Annotated in this window: 16 protein-coding genes and 1 pseudogene; 9 read left to right on the plus strand and 8 right to left on the minus strand. The window is 70.2% G+C overall.

The genetic code is table 11. The annotated features are described in order from the left end of the window. Positions 1-165 precede the first annotated feature (165 nt). Positions 166-1,956: a LamG-like jellyroll fold domain-containing protein gene (locus tag AB0O15_RS47400; protein WP_364334636.1), complete on the minus strand. Its 1,791-nt coding sequence runs from the start codon at positions 1,954-1,956 to the stop codon at positions 166-168. 144 nt (positions 1,957-2,100) lie between these two features. On the opposite strand from AB0O15_RS47400, the pseudogene AB0O15_RS47405 reads away from it, so the two are divergent. The 4 genes and pseudogenes from AB0O15_RS47405 (at position 2,101) to AB0O15_RS47420 (ending at position 5,288) form a co-directional block, all read left to right on the plus strand. Then, positions 2,101-3,238, plus strand: a pseudogene (locus AB0O15_RS47405) (glycosyltransferase family 1 protein). Between the two features lie 65 nt (positions 3,239-3,303). Next, a complete protein-coding gene (locus tag AB0O15_RS47410) occupies positions 3,304-4,458 on the plus strand; it encodes a glycosyltransferase (RefSeq protein ID WP_364334639.1) in 1,155 nt (384 codons plus the stop codon). Between the two features lie 66 nt (positions 4,459-4,524). Further along, a complete protein-coding gene (gene mscL / locus AB0O15_RS47415) occupies positions 4,525-4,980 on the plus strand; it encodes a large conductance mechanosensitive channel protein MscL (protein ID WP_364334642.1) in 456 nt (151 codons plus the stop codon). 68 nt (positions 4,981-5,048) lie between these two features. Next, complete coding sequence (locus AB0O15_RS47420) at positions 5,049-5,288, plus strand: hypothetical protein (protein WP_364334645.1); 240 nt, start codon at positions 5,049-5,051, stop codon at positions 5,286-5,288. Positions 5,289-5,297: 9 nt separating this feature from the next. Here the strand turns inward: AB0O15_RS47420 and AB0O15_RS47425 are convergent, their stop codons facing one another. The 6 genes from AB0O15_RS47425 to AB0O15_RS47450 all read right to left on the minus strand — a co-directional run bounded on the left by AB0O15_RS47425 (position 5,298) and on the right by AB0O15_RS47450 (position 11,381). After that, positions 5,298-6,044, minus strand: a complete 747-nt coding sequence (locus AB0O15_RS47425; protein ID WP_364334648.1) for a zf-HC2 domain-containing protein — start codon at positions 6,042-6,044, stop codon at positions 5,298-5,300. 76 nt (positions 6,045-6,120) lie between these two features. After that, entirely contained in the window at positions 6,121-7,323 is a 1,203-nt protein-coding gene (locus tag AB0O15_RS47430; protein WP_364334651.1) for a serine hydrolase domain-containing protein, read from the minus strand. A gap of 98 nt (positions 7,324-7,421) precedes the next feature. Beyond that, on the minus strand, positions 7,422-7,865 hold the full coding sequence (locus AB0O15_RS47435; RefSeq protein ID WP_364334654.1) for a MerR family transcriptional regulator: 444 nt from the start codon (positions 7,863-7,865) through the stop codon (positions 7,422-7,424). Between the two features lie 77 nt (positions 7,866-7,942). After that, positions 7,943-10,393, minus strand: coding sequence for a transglycosylase domain-containing protein (locus tag AB0O15_RS47440; protein ID WP_364334657.1), 2,451 nt, complete (start codon positions 10,391-10,393; stop codon positions 7,943-7,945). Then, positions 10,380-10,634, minus strand: coding sequence for a hypothetical protein (locus AB0O15_RS47445; protein ID WP_364334660.1), 255 nt, complete (start codon positions 10,632-10,634; stop codon positions 10,380-10,382). The genes AB0O15_RS47440 and AB0O15_RS47445 overlap by 14 nt, the downstream gene beginning before the upstream one ends. A gap of 18 nt (positions 10,635-10,652) precedes the next feature. Then, the gene (locus tag AB0O15_RS47450; RefSeq protein WP_364334663.1) at positions 10,653-11,381 is read right to left on the minus strand and encodes an SDR family oxidoreductase; all 729 of its coding nucleotides are present in this window, start codon (positions 11,379-11,381) and stop codon (positions 10,653-10,655) included. Between the two features lie 82 nt (positions 11,382-11,463). Between AB0O15_RS47450 and AB0O15_RS47455 the strand changes: the two genes are divergently transcribed. Continuing rightward, entirely contained in the window at positions 11,464-12,156 is a 693-nt protein-coding gene (locus AB0O15_RS47455; protein ID WP_364334666.1) for a TetR/AcrR family transcriptional regulator, read from the plus strand. 11 nt (positions 12,157-12,167) lie between these two features. Further along, the gene (locus AB0O15_RS47460) at positions 12,168-12,563 is read left to right on the plus strand and encodes a PPOX class F420-dependent oxidoreductase (protein ID WP_364334668.1); all 396 of its coding nucleotides are present in this window, start codon (positions 12,168-12,170) and stop codon (positions 12,561-12,563) included. Positions 12,564-12,646: 83 nt separating this feature from the next. On the opposite strand, the gene AB0O15_RS47465 is transcribed toward AB0O15_RS47460, so the two are convergent. After that, positions 12,647-13,258, minus strand: a complete 612-nt coding sequence (locus AB0O15_RS47465; protein ID WP_364334671.1) for a MarR family transcriptional regulator — start codon at positions 13,256-13,258, stop codon at positions 12,647-12,649. Between the two features lie 77 nt (positions 13,259-13,335). Between AB0O15_RS47465 and AB0O15_RS47470 the strand changes: the two genes are divergently transcribed. The 3 genes from AB0O15_RS47470 (at position 13,336) to AB0O15_RS47480 (ending at position 15,584) form a co-directional block, all read left to right on the plus strand. Continuing rightward, complete coding sequence (locus tag AB0O15_RS47470; protein ID WP_364334677.1) at positions 13,336-13,980, plus strand: LuxR C-terminal-related transcriptional regulator; 645 nt, start codon at positions 13,336-13,338, stop codon at positions 13,978-13,980. Positions 13,981-14,038: 58 nt separating this feature from the next. Beyond that, on the plus strand, positions 14,039-14,914 hold the full coding sequence (locus AB0O15_RS47475) for a hypothetical protein (protein ID WP_364334680.1): 876 nt from the start codon (positions 14,039-14,041) through the stop codon (positions 14,912-14,914). 466 nt (positions 14,915-15,380) lie between these two features. After that, complete coding sequence (locus AB0O15_RS47480) at positions 15,381-15,584, plus strand: cold-shock protein (RefSeq protein ID WP_364334682.1); 204 nt, start codon at positions 15,381-15,383, stop codon at positions 15,582-15,584. The last annotated feature ends 154 nt before the right edge of the window (positions 15,585-15,738 follow it).

A 15,738-nucleotide genomic window follows, 5' to 3' on the forward strand; every position in this document is an offset into this window, starting at 1 on the left:
GGGAGAGTAGGACGCCGCCGGACTCAACGTTTGTCGAGGCCCCGCCATTACTGGCGGGGCCTCGACCCGTTTCCGGGGTTAACTCGTTACTGCCCCCTGAAAATTGCTTGGCCCACCCGCGGGTAAGAACCGCGCGGGTGGGCTATTCGCGTTTCTGGGCCACGTTCAGAGCGACGTCAGGAACTGTTTCGGGCTGAGCGCCTTGGCGGTGATGCGGGTGTCGCCGAGCCAGCCGTAGAAGCCCTGGCCGTACTTGAGGTCGAAGGATGTGGCGCCGATCGTGAAGGGCCGGCCCAGCGTGGCGATGCCGCGGGAGAGCTGGCCGGGATTGCGGACGATCGGGGCGCCGTCGACGTACACGATCGAGTGACGGCTGTCGTTGACGACGGCCACGTGGATCCACTTGCCCATCGGGAGGGCGTGGCTCCACGAGGTCGGTGACGCGTCCGTTGTCTCGGGGTAGACGACGTACTGCAGGAAGCGTTCCGACGACAAGTTCAGGCTGCACGTGCACTCGAGGCGCGACCAGCCGTTGGTCTTTCCGGCGTCGCCGTTGCGGCCCTCGAAGCTCCAGATGCCCATGAACGCGTGGTCGCCGGTGAACGGGTCGGGCAGCTTCAGGAACGTCTCGATGGTGTAGCCGTCGAGGAACTTCATGCTGTTCAGCGGGGCGTTGGCGCCGGTCTGCAGGACGGCGCCGCGGTCGGGGTTCTTGCCGCCGTCGAAGCGCAGGCTCGAGTGGGCCGGTGCGTTCTCGTGGTGGTCGGTGGTGAGCTCGAGGATCTCCGGACCGCTGTTGGCGAGCCGGCGTACCGAAAGATCATTGCCCTTGCCGGTCTGGTCGCGCACCACGGCGCCGTCGCCGACCGACTGGCCGGCCGTGTCGAACCGCCAGTAGGCGACCGTCGGCCGGCTGATCACCGTGCTGGCCGGGCGTGGGGCGGGCAGGGCCGGCGGGTCGAAGCCGGCGAACCGCGAGCGGAAGTCGACGGCCAGGCTGAATCGGTCGTCGGGGCCGGTCAACTGGCTGACCTCGGCCTCCAGCAGAGAGGACGACTTACGCGACAGGAACCACGGGGAGAAGGTCTCGACGTCGATCACGTTGCGCGCGAGATCGAACGTGTAGAGCCGGATCATCGCCGCGCCGCCGTAGTAGCGGTCCTGGTAGTTGGTGATGTGGACGTGGACGTCGTGCCCAGCGGCATTCGGCAGGACGGTGCGGGCGGGCGGCCAGTGGTGCCCGTTCAGGGTGAGGAAGATCTGGTCGTGGCCGGCGATCAGGCCGTCCCACAGGCGCTGACCACGAACGGACAGCGCGGCTTGGCCGGCGTAGTCGGGGAAGGCCAGGTCGTGGGTGGTGACGATGACGGGCGTGCGGGGACGTGCCGCGATCATGTCGCGGGCCCAGGCCAGCCCGGCATCCGAGATCTGCCAGTCGAGCGCGAGGACCATCCACTGGCGCCCGCCACCGGTGAACAGGTGGGCGCTGTTGTAGCCGCCGGGTGAAGCGCCGAGGAAGGTGGGCCGGCCGGCGAACCGGTGCGGTCCGAACGCCTGCAGGTACGGGCTGTCGCCGCGTTCGTCGGTGGTGCCGCCGTTGATGTCGTGATTGCCGGCCAGCACGCTGTACGGCAATTTTCCGTCGATCTGCTCGAACGTCTTGGACGCCAGCGCGATCTCGGCCGCGGTGCCGTGCTCGGTGACGTCGCCCAGGTGGGTCAGGAACACGGCCGCGCGTTCCTGGACCAGGTAGCGGAACGTCTCGCGCAGCGGCGCCGGGTCGGCGCTGTCCGCGTCGAACAGATACTGCGTGTCCGGCAGCACGGCGATCGCGAAGCGGTCGGGGCTCTTGCCCGCCGGCGCGGCTTGCGCCTGAGCCGGTGTCGAGGCAGATCCGAGAAGCAGGGGTACGACCGGAGCAGCCGCAGCCGTCCGGAGAAGATTTCGTCGATCCACGCGCATCACTCTCTCGGTCGTCCACCACCGCTTGACGGCCTGTGGGCAAACAACCGGCGAAAACCGATCATGTTGCCCAGCGTTCGGCTTGATGTCATCAACTCACGAGTCGTGTGGTCAATGCCTCCGATCATCCTCTGCACTATGCGAGTCGCCTTGGTCACGGAGTCTTTCCTACCGCTGGTGAACGGCGTCGCCAACTCGGTCGTCCGGACCGCCGAACATCTGCTGCGTCGCGGCCACCAGCCGATCGTCATCGCGCCGCAGCCCACCGACCGTCGGGTTCCGTTCGACCTCCCGTACCCGGTGTACCGGATCTCCTCGGTGCCGATGCCCGGCTACCCGGAGATCCGTCTCGGTCTGCCGACACCGACGATGACCGCGGCCATGCGCGCCCACCGCACCGACGTGGTCCACCTGGCCAGTCCCTTCGTGCTCGGCGCCTGGGGCGCCACCGCGGCCCGGTCGCTGGGACTGCCGACGGTGGCCGTCTATCAGACCGACATCGCCGCGTACTCCCGGCTCTACCACCACGGCATGACCGAGCGGGCCGCGTGGAGCTGGATCCGCAAGGTGCACAACAAGGCCGGCCGGAACCTGGCGCCCTCGACCGAGTCGGCCGCCGCGCTGACCGCCCACGGCGTGGAGCGCGTCCACCTGTGGCGGCGGGGCGTCGACAGCGTGCGCTTCCACCCGGAGCGCCGCACCGAGGGCCTGCGCCGCCGGCTGGCGCCCCACGGTGAGCTGATCGTCGGCTTCATCGGGCGGCTCGCCATGGAGAAGCAGGTCGAGCTGCTGGCCGGGGTGAGCCGCTTGCCGGGCGTACGCCTCGTCGTGGTCGGCGACGGACCCGCCGCCGGCGATCTGCACAAGGCGCTCCCGGAAGCGACCTTCCTCGGCCTCAAGCACGGCGACGAGCTGGCCGACCTGTACGCCTCGCTGGACATCTTCGTCCATACCGGACCGTACGAGACGTTCGGGCAGGCGATCCAGGAGGCGATGGCCAGCGGGGTGCCGGTGGTCGCGCCGGCCGCGGGCGGACCGCTCGACCTGGTGCGCCACGGGGTGACCGGGCTGCTGGCGCCGCCCCTTCGTCGAGCAGGGCTTCACCGACGCGGTGACGGTGCTGGCCGGCGATCCGGGTCGACGGGCCGCGTACGGTGCGGCCGGTCGGGCGGCGATCGAAGGACGGAGCTGGTCGGCGGTCGGTGACGAACTGATCGGGCACTACCGCGCGGTGATGGGGACGGCGGCGGCGCCCGTCCTGGCCGCGGCGGCCTAGATTTCGTTCTGGCGGCTCGCACCCTCATGGTGCGGGCCGCTGTCGTATTCGGCGGAGGGTGGGGCATGGGAGTACGGATCGTCCGGGTGGCGAACTTCGTCACCGAGACGTCGGGCGGGTTGCGTACGGCGCTCCGGGAACTGGGCGCCGGCTATCAGCGGGCCGGCCACGAGGCGGTCCTGGTGGTGCCCGGTGAACGGGATGGCGAGCGGGAGACCGAGCAGGGCCGGGTGATCACGCTGGCCGGGCCGCGGGTGCCGGGGCTGGGCGGCTACCGGGCGCTGGTCGACCGGCGGCGGGTCGGCAAGGTGCTGTCCTGGCTGGCGCCGGACCGGCTCGAGGTGTCCGACCGGACCACGCTGCGCTGGATCGGCTCGTGGGCCCGGCGCCGGGAGATCCGGTCGATGATGGTCTCGCACGAGAGCCTGGACGGGTTGGTGCGGATGTTCGGGCCGTGGCAGCGGTTCGGGAAACGGGCGGCCGACCTGCTGAACGCCCGCACGGCCGCCGCGCACGACATCGTGGTGTGCACGACCGGCTGGGCGGCTGCCGAGTTCCGGCGGATCGGCGTCGAGAACCTGCTCCGCGTACCCCTCGGAGTGGATCTCGAAGGGTTTGGACCGGACCGGCGGGACGGCGAGGCGCGCCGGAAGTGGGCCGCCGACGGAGACGTCCTGCTGGTGCACTGCGGGCGGTTGTCGGCCGAGAAGAAGCCGCGGCGCTCACTGGCCGCGCTGGCCGCGCTGAGGGCCGAGGGGGTGCCGGCGGTGCTGGTCGTGGCCGGTAACGGGCCGCTGCGGCAATCGTTGCAGGAGGAGGCCGCGGCGCGAGGGCTGCCGGCTCGGTTCACCGGCTATCTGCGGGACCGGGACGAGCTGGCCACGCTGTTGGCGACCGCCGACGTGGTGCTGGCGCCCGGCCCGGTGGAGACGTTCGGGCTGGCCGCGCTGGAGGCGCTGGCGAGCGGGACGCCGGTGGTGGTGAGCGCGGCGAGCGCGCTGCCCGAGGTGATCGGGGACGCCGGCCTGGCGGCGGGCGGAACCGGGGCGGAGTTCGCCGCGGCGGCCCGTGAGCTGCTCGAGCGCCCGGAGGCCGACCGGCGGCGGGCGGCACGCCTGCGGGCGGAGACTTTCCCCTGGCGGGGCGCGGTGGACGGATTCCTCGTGGCACACGACTTGGCCCCGATGTCGGCTCTGCCACAACCTCGGCGTTCGGCGTAGTTTGTCGCTGACCGGCGGTGGGCACCTGCTGCTGGGAATCCCTCGGCTCTCATCAGGAGTGGGCACATGCTCAAAGGCTTCAAAGACTTCATCATGCGCGGAAACGTCGTCGATCTCGCGGTCGGCATCGTCATCGGCGCGGCCTTCACCGCGGTGGTCACCGCATTCACCAACGGCTTCCTGAAGCCGCTGATCCAGCTGATCGGCGGGGGTACGGGCGTCGGCGCCGGCGCCTGGAAGGTGCGCGACGGCGTGGTGTTCGACTACGCGAGCTTCCTCAACGCGCTCATCACCTTCGTGCTGACCGCCGCGGCGCTCTACTTCCTCGTCGTCTTCCCGCTGAACAAGCTGGCCGAGCGCCGCGCCCGGGGCGAGGAGCCGCCGCCGGCCGCGCCCAGCGAGGACATCGTGCTGCTCACCCAGATCCGCGACGCGCTGGTGGCCAATCGTGCCGGGCCGGGTGCGGTGAGTGACGTCAACGAGCACTCCCGGCGCGACCAGGAACCGCCGCGGCACCAGTAGCCCGGCCGGGCGGAAAAAGATCCACCCGGCCTTGCGCTGTTCGAACACGTGTTCGATACAGTGGCCCGATGGAGCAGCGAAAGCACTGGTGGAACGGCAAGTGGGGTCGCCTCGGGCGGAAGGATGTCTACCTTCGCGTCAACGGCGAACAGTGGTACGTGGAACAGCGCACCGGCGGCGGTGACGGCGTCTCGCACTTCTTCGAGTTCGACAGCGAGGACGCCGCGATCGACACGGTGCGTGCACTTCTGGCGGGGCCGGACGACGACTGGCGTGAGCTGTCCGTCCGGCCCTCGTCCGCGTTCTGAGGCCGGCTTTCAGGCCGCTTGGCGGTCGTGGTGGCGCGCGGTCATCGGGCCGGTGCGAGGGACGAGCCGGAGCTTCGGCTTCTCCTCGTCGAAGGACGCCTCCTCGAAGTGGGCCCGCCAGCCGTCCGTGGCGCGTGAGCCGGGCGGGGCGGCGGGCGTTGCCGAGGTGCGGCTCAGGGCCACCACGAGCAGATAACCGACCAGCACGAAACCATGGCTGACCAGGCGCTCGGCGTCGACCCGACCGGCCGAGAGGTCGTTCACCGACAACAGCAGCAGCATGCCGACGAAGGCCGTGAGCATCGGCACCAGACCGCTCGGGCGCGAGCGGCGCAGGGCGATGAAGAGGAACGCGGCGCCGACCGCGACGTTCCAGGCGGCCGACTCGTGCCAGAGGTGCCCCGGCGTGGCGTCCAGGCCGGCGTGTTCGGTGTGACTGCCCGCCACCCCGCCGACCTGGGACAGGCCGAGGATCAGCTGAACCGCGCCGACCACGGCCAGCGCGACGAAGAGGTGGGCGCGGGCCAGCAGCGACGGCTTACGCTCGGGCACCGCCGCCAGGATCGCGGCGCTCAGATCGGGCATCGGGGCGGCCAGACCGGTGCGTACCAGCCGGTTGACCTGGGCGGCCTGGTCCAGCCACCCGCGGCACCCGGCACAGCCGGCCAGGTGTTCGTCGACCAGCGGCCGGTCGGCCGGGTCGTCCTCGCCGTCCAACTGTGCGGAGAGCATTTCGCGCCACCGTTCACACGCCATACCCCTATGGTCGCCCCATCGGGCGCAATGGTTCCCGCCCACCTTGAGGTGAGCGGGAACCAGATGCCTTCGTCGGTCAGCCGCAGAGAGCGTGGTTGATCAGCGGGATGGTGATGTCGGTGGCCGGCAGCTGGACGCCCGGGTCCGGCTTCAGCGAGTCGGTGTTGATCGAGATGACGACGCTGCGGGAGCCGTCGGCGGTGACGCCGTTGCGGGTCATGAAGCCCATGATGTCGCCGCCGTGGGACCAGGCGCCGCCGCAGTCGTTCGGCGCGTACATCAGGCCCAGGCCGTAGCGGACGCCCGGCCAGTGCGGCTGGAAGGCGGTCGCCGGGACGGTGCGCTTCATCTCGGCGAGCTGGGCCGGGCGCAGCAGGCGGCCGCCGAGCAGGGCGCGGAGGAACCGGTTGGTGTCGTCGGTGGTGCTGATCATCTCGCCGGCCGCGCCGCCGTAGGACGGGTTCAGCTCGGTGGCGTCGACCGGCTCGCCGTACTTCGGGTCGTCGGGGGTGGCGCCCTCACCGGGGAAGCGCTCGTAGCCGGTCGCGTGCGGGGCGGGGATCGTGCGCCGGGTGACCGGGGTGTAGGTGTGGGTCAGGTGCAGCGGCTTGATGATGCGCTGCTGAACCTCGTGCTGCCAGGGCTGTCCGGTCACCTTCTCGATGATCAGGCCGGCCAGCACGTAGTTGGTGTTCGAGTAGTTCCAGTCGGTGCCGGGCTGGAACTCCGACGGCTGGCTCACCGCGAGCGCGACCGCCCGCTGGGGCGTCAGGGTCTGGTAGCGCAGCCGCTGGAAGCCCTCCTCGGTGAACAGCTCCGGGATTCCGCCGAGGTAGTCGGGCAGGCCGCTGGTGTGCTGCAGAAGCTGGCGTACGGTGATCCGCCGGCCGTCGTTGCCGTTGCCGCGAACCACGCCCGGCAACCACTTGTCGACCGTGTCGTCCAGGGCCAGCTTCCGCTCGCCGACCAGCTGGAGCGTGGTCGTGGCGACGAATGTCTTGGTGAAGCTGGCGATCCGAAACTTCGCGTCCCACGGCACCGGTGTGCCCGCCTCGACGTTGCCGTACCCGCTGCGGACGCGGATGTCGCCGTGCGGGGTGTCCACCTCGGCCAGGACGCCCGGGGCGCCGTACCTGAGCATCGCGTCCGCATCCCGCTGCAGAACGGCGCGTGCGTCGCGGGTCGGGGTCGCGCCGGCCGGCGAAGCGACGGGCACGGAGACCGCGGTCACCGCGGTGGCGGCGGCGATCACGGCGGCAATCTTCGTCGATGTCCTCATGCCGAGAACGCTATTGATCGGCGACCCTCGAACCCATCCCGCTACCTGCCCGGCCGGGGGTACAGCTAGCACTACCTAGGCCGTGTTTCAAACACGGCCTAGACCCGCTGGCGTACGCCCATGCGGTCGACGGCTTCCGCGACGCGGCTGGACGCCTCGGCCGCGGCCTCGGTGTCGCCGCGGTGCCGGGCGTCCCACAGGCTCGCCTTGATCCGCAGGTAGCCGAGCCGGGCCTGCTGGGCGGCGATCTCCGCCTCGATCCGCTCGGCGTGCCGGAGCAGCAGGTCGCGCTGTTCGAGATAGGCCGACCGCCCGCGCGTCCGGTTGGCCAGGTAGGTCCGCATCTCCTCGATGCCGACGCCGACCGCGCGCAGGCAGGCCAGCACCTCGAGCGCCTGCATGTCGTCGTCGCCGTAGCGGCGGTGGCCGCTGCGGTCGTCCCGGGTGATCGGGCCGATCAGCCCGACCTCCTCGTAGTAGCGCAGCGTCGGCTCGCTCATGCCGGTGTGCCGCGACGCGTCCTGAATCGTCAGCGTGGCCATGCCTCCCAGCGAAGCAGACCTCAAGCGCTTGAGGTCAAGCTTCCGCCCCGCTCAGCCGCCGGGCCGGCCGGTTTCGCTCAGCCGCCGGGCCGGTTGGGGAAGCCCGGGAGATCGGGGAACCCGGGGAAGCCCGGTGGGTTACCCGGGTTCCCGGGGGTTCCCGGCGTGATCGGCGGTGTCGTGCCGGCCGGCGGGACACCCGAGCTGACCTGGATGGCGACGTAACCGCCCTTGACCGTGCGCCCGCCCGGGTCGGTGCCCGCGGCCTGGCCCTTGGGACACGCCGACGGGACCTCGGGGCCCTCGGAGGCGACGAAGCCGGCGCCCTGGACGCGGCTCTTCGCCTCGGCGAGACTCACGCACTTGACGTCCGGGATCGACCGCTGCTCGCCGATCGTGAGCTTCGTACCCTTGGGCTTCTTGAACTGTTTGTTGGGTTTGCCCTTCATGATGTCGCGCAGGGTGTTCACCACCGCCGGGTTCACGACGCCGTGGTCCATCTTGTACGGGTGGTTCTGGTAGTCGGGGTTGACCAGGTAACCGGCCACCACCATCGAGGTCGTGCCGGCGATCAGCGAGGCGGTGCGGCCCTGGTCGGTGGTGCCGGTCTTGCCGAAGATCGAGTGACCGACAATGGCCCTCGTGTCGCCGGCCGTGGTGTGCCCGCCGCAGGAACCCGTCTGGGCCTGGTCGCCGAGCGGGCAGCGGGCCGCGTCGAGGGCGGCGCGGGCCACGTCGGGCTCGGTGGCCTTCTGGCAGTGCGGCTTGCCGACGTCGAGCTTCTTGCCGCCCATCGAGGTGACCTGCTGCACCGGGGTCGGCTCGCAGTACATGCCGTCAGCGGCCAGGGTGGCGTACGCGTTGGCCATGTCCAGCGGCGTGGACGCGGAGACGCCGAGGGTGAACGAGCCCCACATGTGGGCGTCGGTCTTGGCCCGCTCGGCGTCGCTGGGCTCCCGGAACCGCACGCCGAACTTCTCGGCGACCTTCACCACCTTCTCGGCGCCGATGCGCTCCTGGAGCGGCACGAAGTAGGTGTTGACCGAGCTGCCGAAGCCGGTCCACATGTTGTACGGGCCCTTTGTGTTCAGCGAGGCGTTGGCCGGGCAGTACCGGCCGCCGCAGTTGCCGCCGGGGTCGCGGTAGAGCGGTGACACGTAGCGGGGGACGGTGTTGATCGGGTACGCCAGCGGCAGCCCGTTCTCCAGCGCCGCCACCATGGTGAACATCTTGAAGACCGAGCCCGCCTGGTACCCGCGGATGTCCCCGCCGCCGGTGATCAGCGGGTTGGTGGTGTTCGGGTAGGTGGCGCGGATGCCCTTGTCGGCCTTCTTCGGGTCGGACGACATCTTGTTCTGCGGATCGGCCAGATCGTCCAGTTTGTACCGGCGGTTGGTGGCCAGCGTCCGGACCCGCCCACTGTTCGGCTCGACGCCGGCCAGCAGCAGCGCGTCCTTGTCGTTGATGCCGGCCTTGGCGGCGATGTTCTTGCGGGCCGACTCCTGCGCCTTGACGTCCAGCGACGCCTGCACGCGGTAGCCGCCGGCCTTCAGGGCGCGCTCACGCTCGTACTCCGTCTTGCCGAACTCGGGCCGGCTCAGCCACCAGCGATAGAAGTAGTCGCAGAAGAAGCCCCAGCTGTTGATCTTCACCTCGGCGCAGCCGTTGCGGCTGCGCGTCACCGTGTGCTTGAGCTTGACCTTGACCGCGTCCTCGGCCTGCTTGGGGGTGATGTACGTCAGGTCCTTCATGTTGCCGATGACCCAGTTGCGGCGGTTCAGCGCGCGCGGGTAGCCGTCGGTGGTGGCCGGGTTGAAGCCGGTGGGCGCCTTGACCATGCCGGCCAGCAGCGCCGACTCGGCGACCGTGAGGTCCTTGGGGCGCTTCTGGAAGTAGACCTGGGAGGCGGCCGCGATCCCGTACGCCCCGTTGCCGAACGGCGCCTGGTTGAGGTAGCCGAGCAGGATCTCCTTCTTGCTCATCTCCTTCTCGACCTGCATGGCGTACTTCATCTCGGCCAGCTTGCGCTGGTTGGTGTCCTTGGTGGCGTCGACGACCTCCTGCGGGGAGGAGGCCGAGTAGGACAGCGTCATCCGGACGTACTGCATGGTCAGCGTGGATGCGCCCTGCTGGCCGTCGTTGGCGCCGCTGTTGTTGTTCACGAACGCCCGGGCGATGCCCTTGACGTCGACGCCGCGGTGCTCGTAGAACTTGTGGTCCTCGGCCGCGACGATCGCGTTCAGCATGTTCGGCGAGATGTCCTTCAGCGGGACGTCCTTGCGGAATTCGTCCCAGAACACCGCAAGCTCGGTCCTACCGTCCGCCGCCACCACGGAACTGGCCTGGGGCGTGCTCGCCTTCTTCAACTCGCCGGGCAGCGAGGCGAACGTGTCGCCACCGGCCTTGGCGGCCAGGCCGGGCAGGGCGATCGCCGGGAAGGCGGCCGCCGCCACGACGAATCCCGAGAGCAGCCCGACGAGCACGAGCAGTCCCGCGTTCTTCACGAAGGGTCGATCAGACCGGCGCATCGGTACCTCTGAATCGAGCAAAGGGCGGACGCGCCGGAGAATACCCGTGTATCGCAACGCCTTGCAGTGCCGAATTGCCCGCCAGGAGGTCTTCGATGCCGATTCGGTGATAGAAGTCATGCCTGATGCGGTCGGCCACCGCCGAAACAACCTCGCTGCCGTCACGGATCGGATTGACGTGAGTACGGAACGGACGGTCGCCGGGGGAAAGTACGATCACGCATCGAATTCGGTCGGCCACTTTCTGTTGCTTGCGACGCTAGATGATTCCTCCGTTCGAGCGGATGGTCTGGCCGTTGACCCAATGGCCCCGCGGGCTGGTCAGGAACGCCACCATGGCGGCCGCGTCCTCGGGCGTGCCCAGCCGCTCGAGCGGCGGCTGCTTGGCCGCGCGGGCGATCGCCTCGGGGTCCTTGCCGTCGGTGAAGAAGCTCGTGTCGGTCGGGCCGGGCGCCACGGTGTTCACCGTGATATTCCGTCCGCGCATCTCCCGGGCGAAGATCAGGGTCGTCGCCTCGACGGCCGCCTTGCTGGCGGCGTACCCCGCATAGGCCGGCAGCTGGAGACCGACGATCGAGGTGGACATCGCGATGATCGAGCCACCGTCGCGCACCCGGCGCGCGGCCTCGCGACCGACCACGAAGGTGCCGCGGACATTGGTACGCCACATCGCGTCGAGCGCGTCGAGGTCGGTGTCGGCGACCGGGGCGAGCGTCATGACGCCGGCCGAGTTGACCACCACGTCGACGCCGCCGAACCGCTCCTGAGCCAGGTCGAACATCGCGGCCACCTGGGTCTCGTCGGCCACGTCGGCCTGCGCCGCGACCGCCTGGCCGCCGGCCGCGGTGATCTCCTTGACGACCTCGTCGGCCATTCCGGCGTTGCCCGCGTAACCCACGACGACGGCGTTGCCCTCGGCGGCCAGGGTGAGCGCGACGGCCCGGCCGATGCCGCGTGACGCACCCGTGACGACTGCTACCCGTTCCATGTCGATCTCCCTTATCGGTGTTATGACTCGAACATAGCACAGCTACGTAGCGACGCTAGTTGGGTGCCGTATCATTGATTTCGTGACCACTGACCTAGCCGCCGCGATGATCGCCGCCGCCGAGCGGCAGCTGGTGGCGTCGACCGACGGCGACATCGCCACCCGGGCCGTGTGCGAGGCCGTCGGCGTGACCCAGCCGGTGCTCTACCGGCTCTTCGGTGACAAGAACGGGTTGCTCGACGCGCTCGCCGACGACGGGCTGCGCCGGTACGCCGAGCACAAGGCCGCCCAGAAGCAGACCGGCGACCCGGTCGCCGACATGGTCGCCGGCTGGGACGACCACATCGCCTTCGGTCGCGACAACCCGGCCCTCTACCAGCTGATGTTCGCGCCGCGGCCGCGCTCGCACACCCAGGCCCGGCGCAAGATCCTCGACCTGCTGGAGGCCACGCTGCTGCGGGTGGCGGCGGTGGGCGCCCTGCGGACCACGCCGAACGCGGCCGCCCAGCTGATCCTCCCGGCCAACGTCGGGCTGGTGCTCAGCTGCATCGCCCAGCCCGAACTGTTCGACGACCCGGCCCTGTCCGACCGCACCCGGGACGCGATCTTCGCCGCGGTGCTGACCGCGCCGGCCGCCCGCGCCGACGGCGCCGACCCGGTGGGGCGGGCCGCGCTCCAGCTGCGTTCCCAGCTCGCGGTGTCCGGCACGGCCGAGCTGGAACCGGTCGAAACGGCGCTGCTTGATCGGTGGTTGGAACGCCTCAGCCGGACGTAGGCTCGGGCACCATGCCCGACCTGCCCCCCGAACTGCTCGACGTGCTCCACGCGAAGGCGATCTGCTTCCTCACCACCGTCATGCCCGACGGTTCGCCGCAGATCAGCCAGACCTGGGTCGACACCGACGGCGACCACATCATCATCAACACCGTCGACACCCACCAGAAGAACCGGAACATCGAGCGAGACCCGCGGGTGGCCATCGGCATCAGCGACCCGGCCTCGCCGTCACGGTCCTGGGCGGTACGTGGCAGCGTGGTCGCCGCCACGACCGACCACGCCCGCGAGCACATCGACAAGCTGTCCCAGAAGTACCTCGGGCGGCCCTACCCCGGCTGGGGCGCCGGCGACCAGCAGCGCGTCGTGCTCACCATCAAGCCCGACCGCGTGCACAGTCCCCGATAGCGCTTTTCCCGCCGGCGGACTTCGGCGCCGTGACCAGGCTGCTGAGGGCCTGACCGGGCCGCGCAAGAGGGTTGTGGTGTGCGCTACAGCTCGTGGTCCGGGCAACTCACCCGGAGCTCGGCGTCACCGAACGGCGCGTCGACGAAGTTGCAGTGGTGCGCGCGGCCGGTCTTCACCGGGTGGGCCTTCGGCGCGAAGAACCGGCAGGTCAGGCACATCCGCGAGATCGGGATGGCGCGCCGCTCCTGCAGTTCGCGCATCAGCGTCACGGTGCCGCGCATCATCGCCGCGAAGTCGTCCGGCGTCAGCGCGGCGACAGCGCCGCCCAGGCTCTCCGACACCACCGACAGGCGGCCGGCCTCGGCCCGGCCCGACTCGCTCAGGGTGACCCGGAGCGCGCGGGCGTCGCCGGGATCACGGGACGCGTCCAGCAATTCCTTGCGGCGCAACACCTTCACGGCATCCGAGACGGTCGGCGCGGTGGAGGCCAGCGCCTCGACGATCTCACCCTGGCGCAGCGGGGCGCGGCTGCCGGCGAGCAGGCTGACAATGTCGGCCTGCAGCGGCGACAGGTTGTGGGGGCCGGCGTTGCGCCAGGCCTCCATGCGCACGGCCTGACCGAGGCGGGCGAGCCCGATCAGCAGCTGACTGGCCGGCGGTGGTCCCGGCACGTCCCCGGTGGACTCGCTGCTCACCGGCTCGAGCGTACTCGATAGTTGGCAGTCAAAAGTAAATGGCTTGAACCCACGCCGGTCCGAGACGTCGTTAGGACGTGGAGCACACGCCCGTCTGCATCAAAGCGGCCGACCCCGTCGCCGGCTCCGGACTCGCCGCGATCCTCGCGCGGCGCCCAGGGCTGACCGTCACCGACGTGGCGAGCTGCGACGTGCTGATCCTGCTGGCCGACACGGTCGACGACGCGCTGCTCGAGGTGATGCGCGACGCCTACCGGTCGCGGGCCGGCGGGATCAGTTGCGTCATCATCGCGTACGAGATCACCGAGCCGCAGCTGTCGACGGCGGCCGACCTCGGGCTGATCGGCCTGCTGCAACGGGCCTCGGCCGCGCCCGAGCGGGTCAGCGACGTCGTCGGCCTGTCCCGCTCGCTGCGGCCGGTGCTGCCGGCCTCGGTGCTGGAAGCCCTGCACGACGAGTTCCGCCGCACCCAGCGCGTCGGCGCCATGAGCGAGCGCGAGGCCGAGGTGCTGAGCCTGTACGCGGACGGGCTCACCGCGGCCGACGTCGGCCGCCGGCTCGACCTGTCGGTCCGCACCATCCGCAAGATCGAGCAGGAGGTCGTCACCCGCCTCAACCTCCGCAACCGCACCCACGCCGTCGCCTTCGCCATGCGAGCCGGCGTCGTCACGCAGCGACCGGCGACCGGCCGCCGAACCGGGCCCCGAGCGCGGTCGCTGTAGGCGCGGTCCCGTCCGGTCTCATCAAGACAGCCGGTCCGGACGGGCTTAGGTTGGCGGGATGATTGACGTCTTCGGGTCTGCTGAGCGGTTTCTGCTGGGTAACGGGCGGCTGGTGGAACGGCGGCTGTTCGGGGCGTTGTTTCGCGGGGCGCCGGCCTCGGGGGTGGCCGATGCTGTGCGGGGCTATCGGAATGCGGATGGTGGGTTCGGGCACGGGATGGAGCCCGACACCCGGTGCCCGGCGAGTCTGCCGATCTATACCGAGGTGGCGTTTCAGGCGCTGGCCGTCGCGGGGGTCGCCGATGCGGAACTGCTCGGGCCGGCTTGTGATCAGCTGGCGTCGGTGTCCGATGGGGACGGGGCGGTGGCGTTGGCTTCGCCGGTGATCGAGGACTGTCCGCGGGCGGAGCACTGGTCGGCCTGGACCTATGAGCGGGGACTCAATCCGACGGCGGGACTGGCGGGGCGGCTGCACTGGCTGGGGTTCGAGCATGCGTGGCGGGACGCGGCCACCGCGTACACCTGGGGGAAGCTCGAGGCCGGCGACTTTCCGGACGAGGCGCATCTGCTGGCCGAGCTGATGGTCTTTCTCGAGCATGTGCCCGATCGGGAGCGGGCCGACCGGCACGCGGCCGCGGTGGTCGAGCGGCTGGGCGGCTCGGAGCTGTTCCAGCTGGACGCGGGGGCCGAGGGATATGGGCTGACGCCGCTCACCATCGCGCCGCTGGCGAGCTCGCGGTGGCGGGCGCTGTTCGGGGCCGAGCGGATCGGCGCGCATCTGGACCGGTTGCTCGCCGACCAGCAGGCGGACGGTGGGTGGCCGATCGCGTGGACGCCGCCCAGCGAGGCCGCCCGGCTGGAGTGGCGGGGCATGTGGACGCTGGACGCGTTGCGGACGCTCATCTCGTACGGCCGGGTGCCGGCGCCTCGCTGACCGAGAGCGCGGCCATGTCGCGGGGCCGTTTACGTCGTGCGGCACACCGGGGACGGCGTCCTCGTCGAAGTCACCGACCGTAGTGTGGACATGCTCGGCCCGGACGCGCCGGATCGGTGGGGGCGGCCTGCTCGTCGTCGCGGCGGTGAGCCGCTCGTGGGGGGCGCAGCCGGTCCCGGCGGGCACGGTGGTGCGGGCCGAGATGCCGTTCCGGGGCTGACCCGGAACACGCCCGCGGGGTCACTCGCTCCGGTGATCCGGGTGCCCGTGTTCGAATTGGCCGGCTTCCGTCGCGTGTTATCGTTTCACGAGTTGCAGTTTGATTTCCGTTGACGCGTACCGGCGCCTGATGGGTATCCAAAGCCGATCGGGCGCTTTTTGCTATCTCCGTGCACGCGGGTCGATCAACGCAGCGACGGCGGCCTTCGTACCGTGCGATGGTCGTCTCGGCATGCAAGGAGGAATCATGGCCACCGGAACTGTCAAATGGTTCAACAGTGACAAGGGCTTCGGCTTCATCACGCAGGATGGCGGGGGCCCCGACGTCTTCGCCCACTTCTCGGCGATCGTGGCCGAAGGCTACCGGAACCTCGAGGAGAACCAGCGGGTGGAGTTCGACATCACCCAGGGGAACAAGGGCCCGCAGGCAGCGAACATCCGCCCGGCCTGACCGAACGGGTTGACGTGGCGGCCCGCCGGTTCGGTGGGTCGCCACCTCTTTGTGTAAATGTGACTGGATAGGTCGTCGGGCGGTTCGGGTGTCTAGTGTGGAGGCTGGTAGGTTGACCGGCTGTGTCCGCTCAGCCGCCGCCGTCGTATGACGA

The sequence above is a fragment of the Actinoplanes sp. NPDC089786 genome, from assembly GCF_040684855.1.
GTDB lineage: Bacteria > Actinomycetota > Actinomycetes > Mycobacteriales > Micromonosporaceae > Actinoplanes.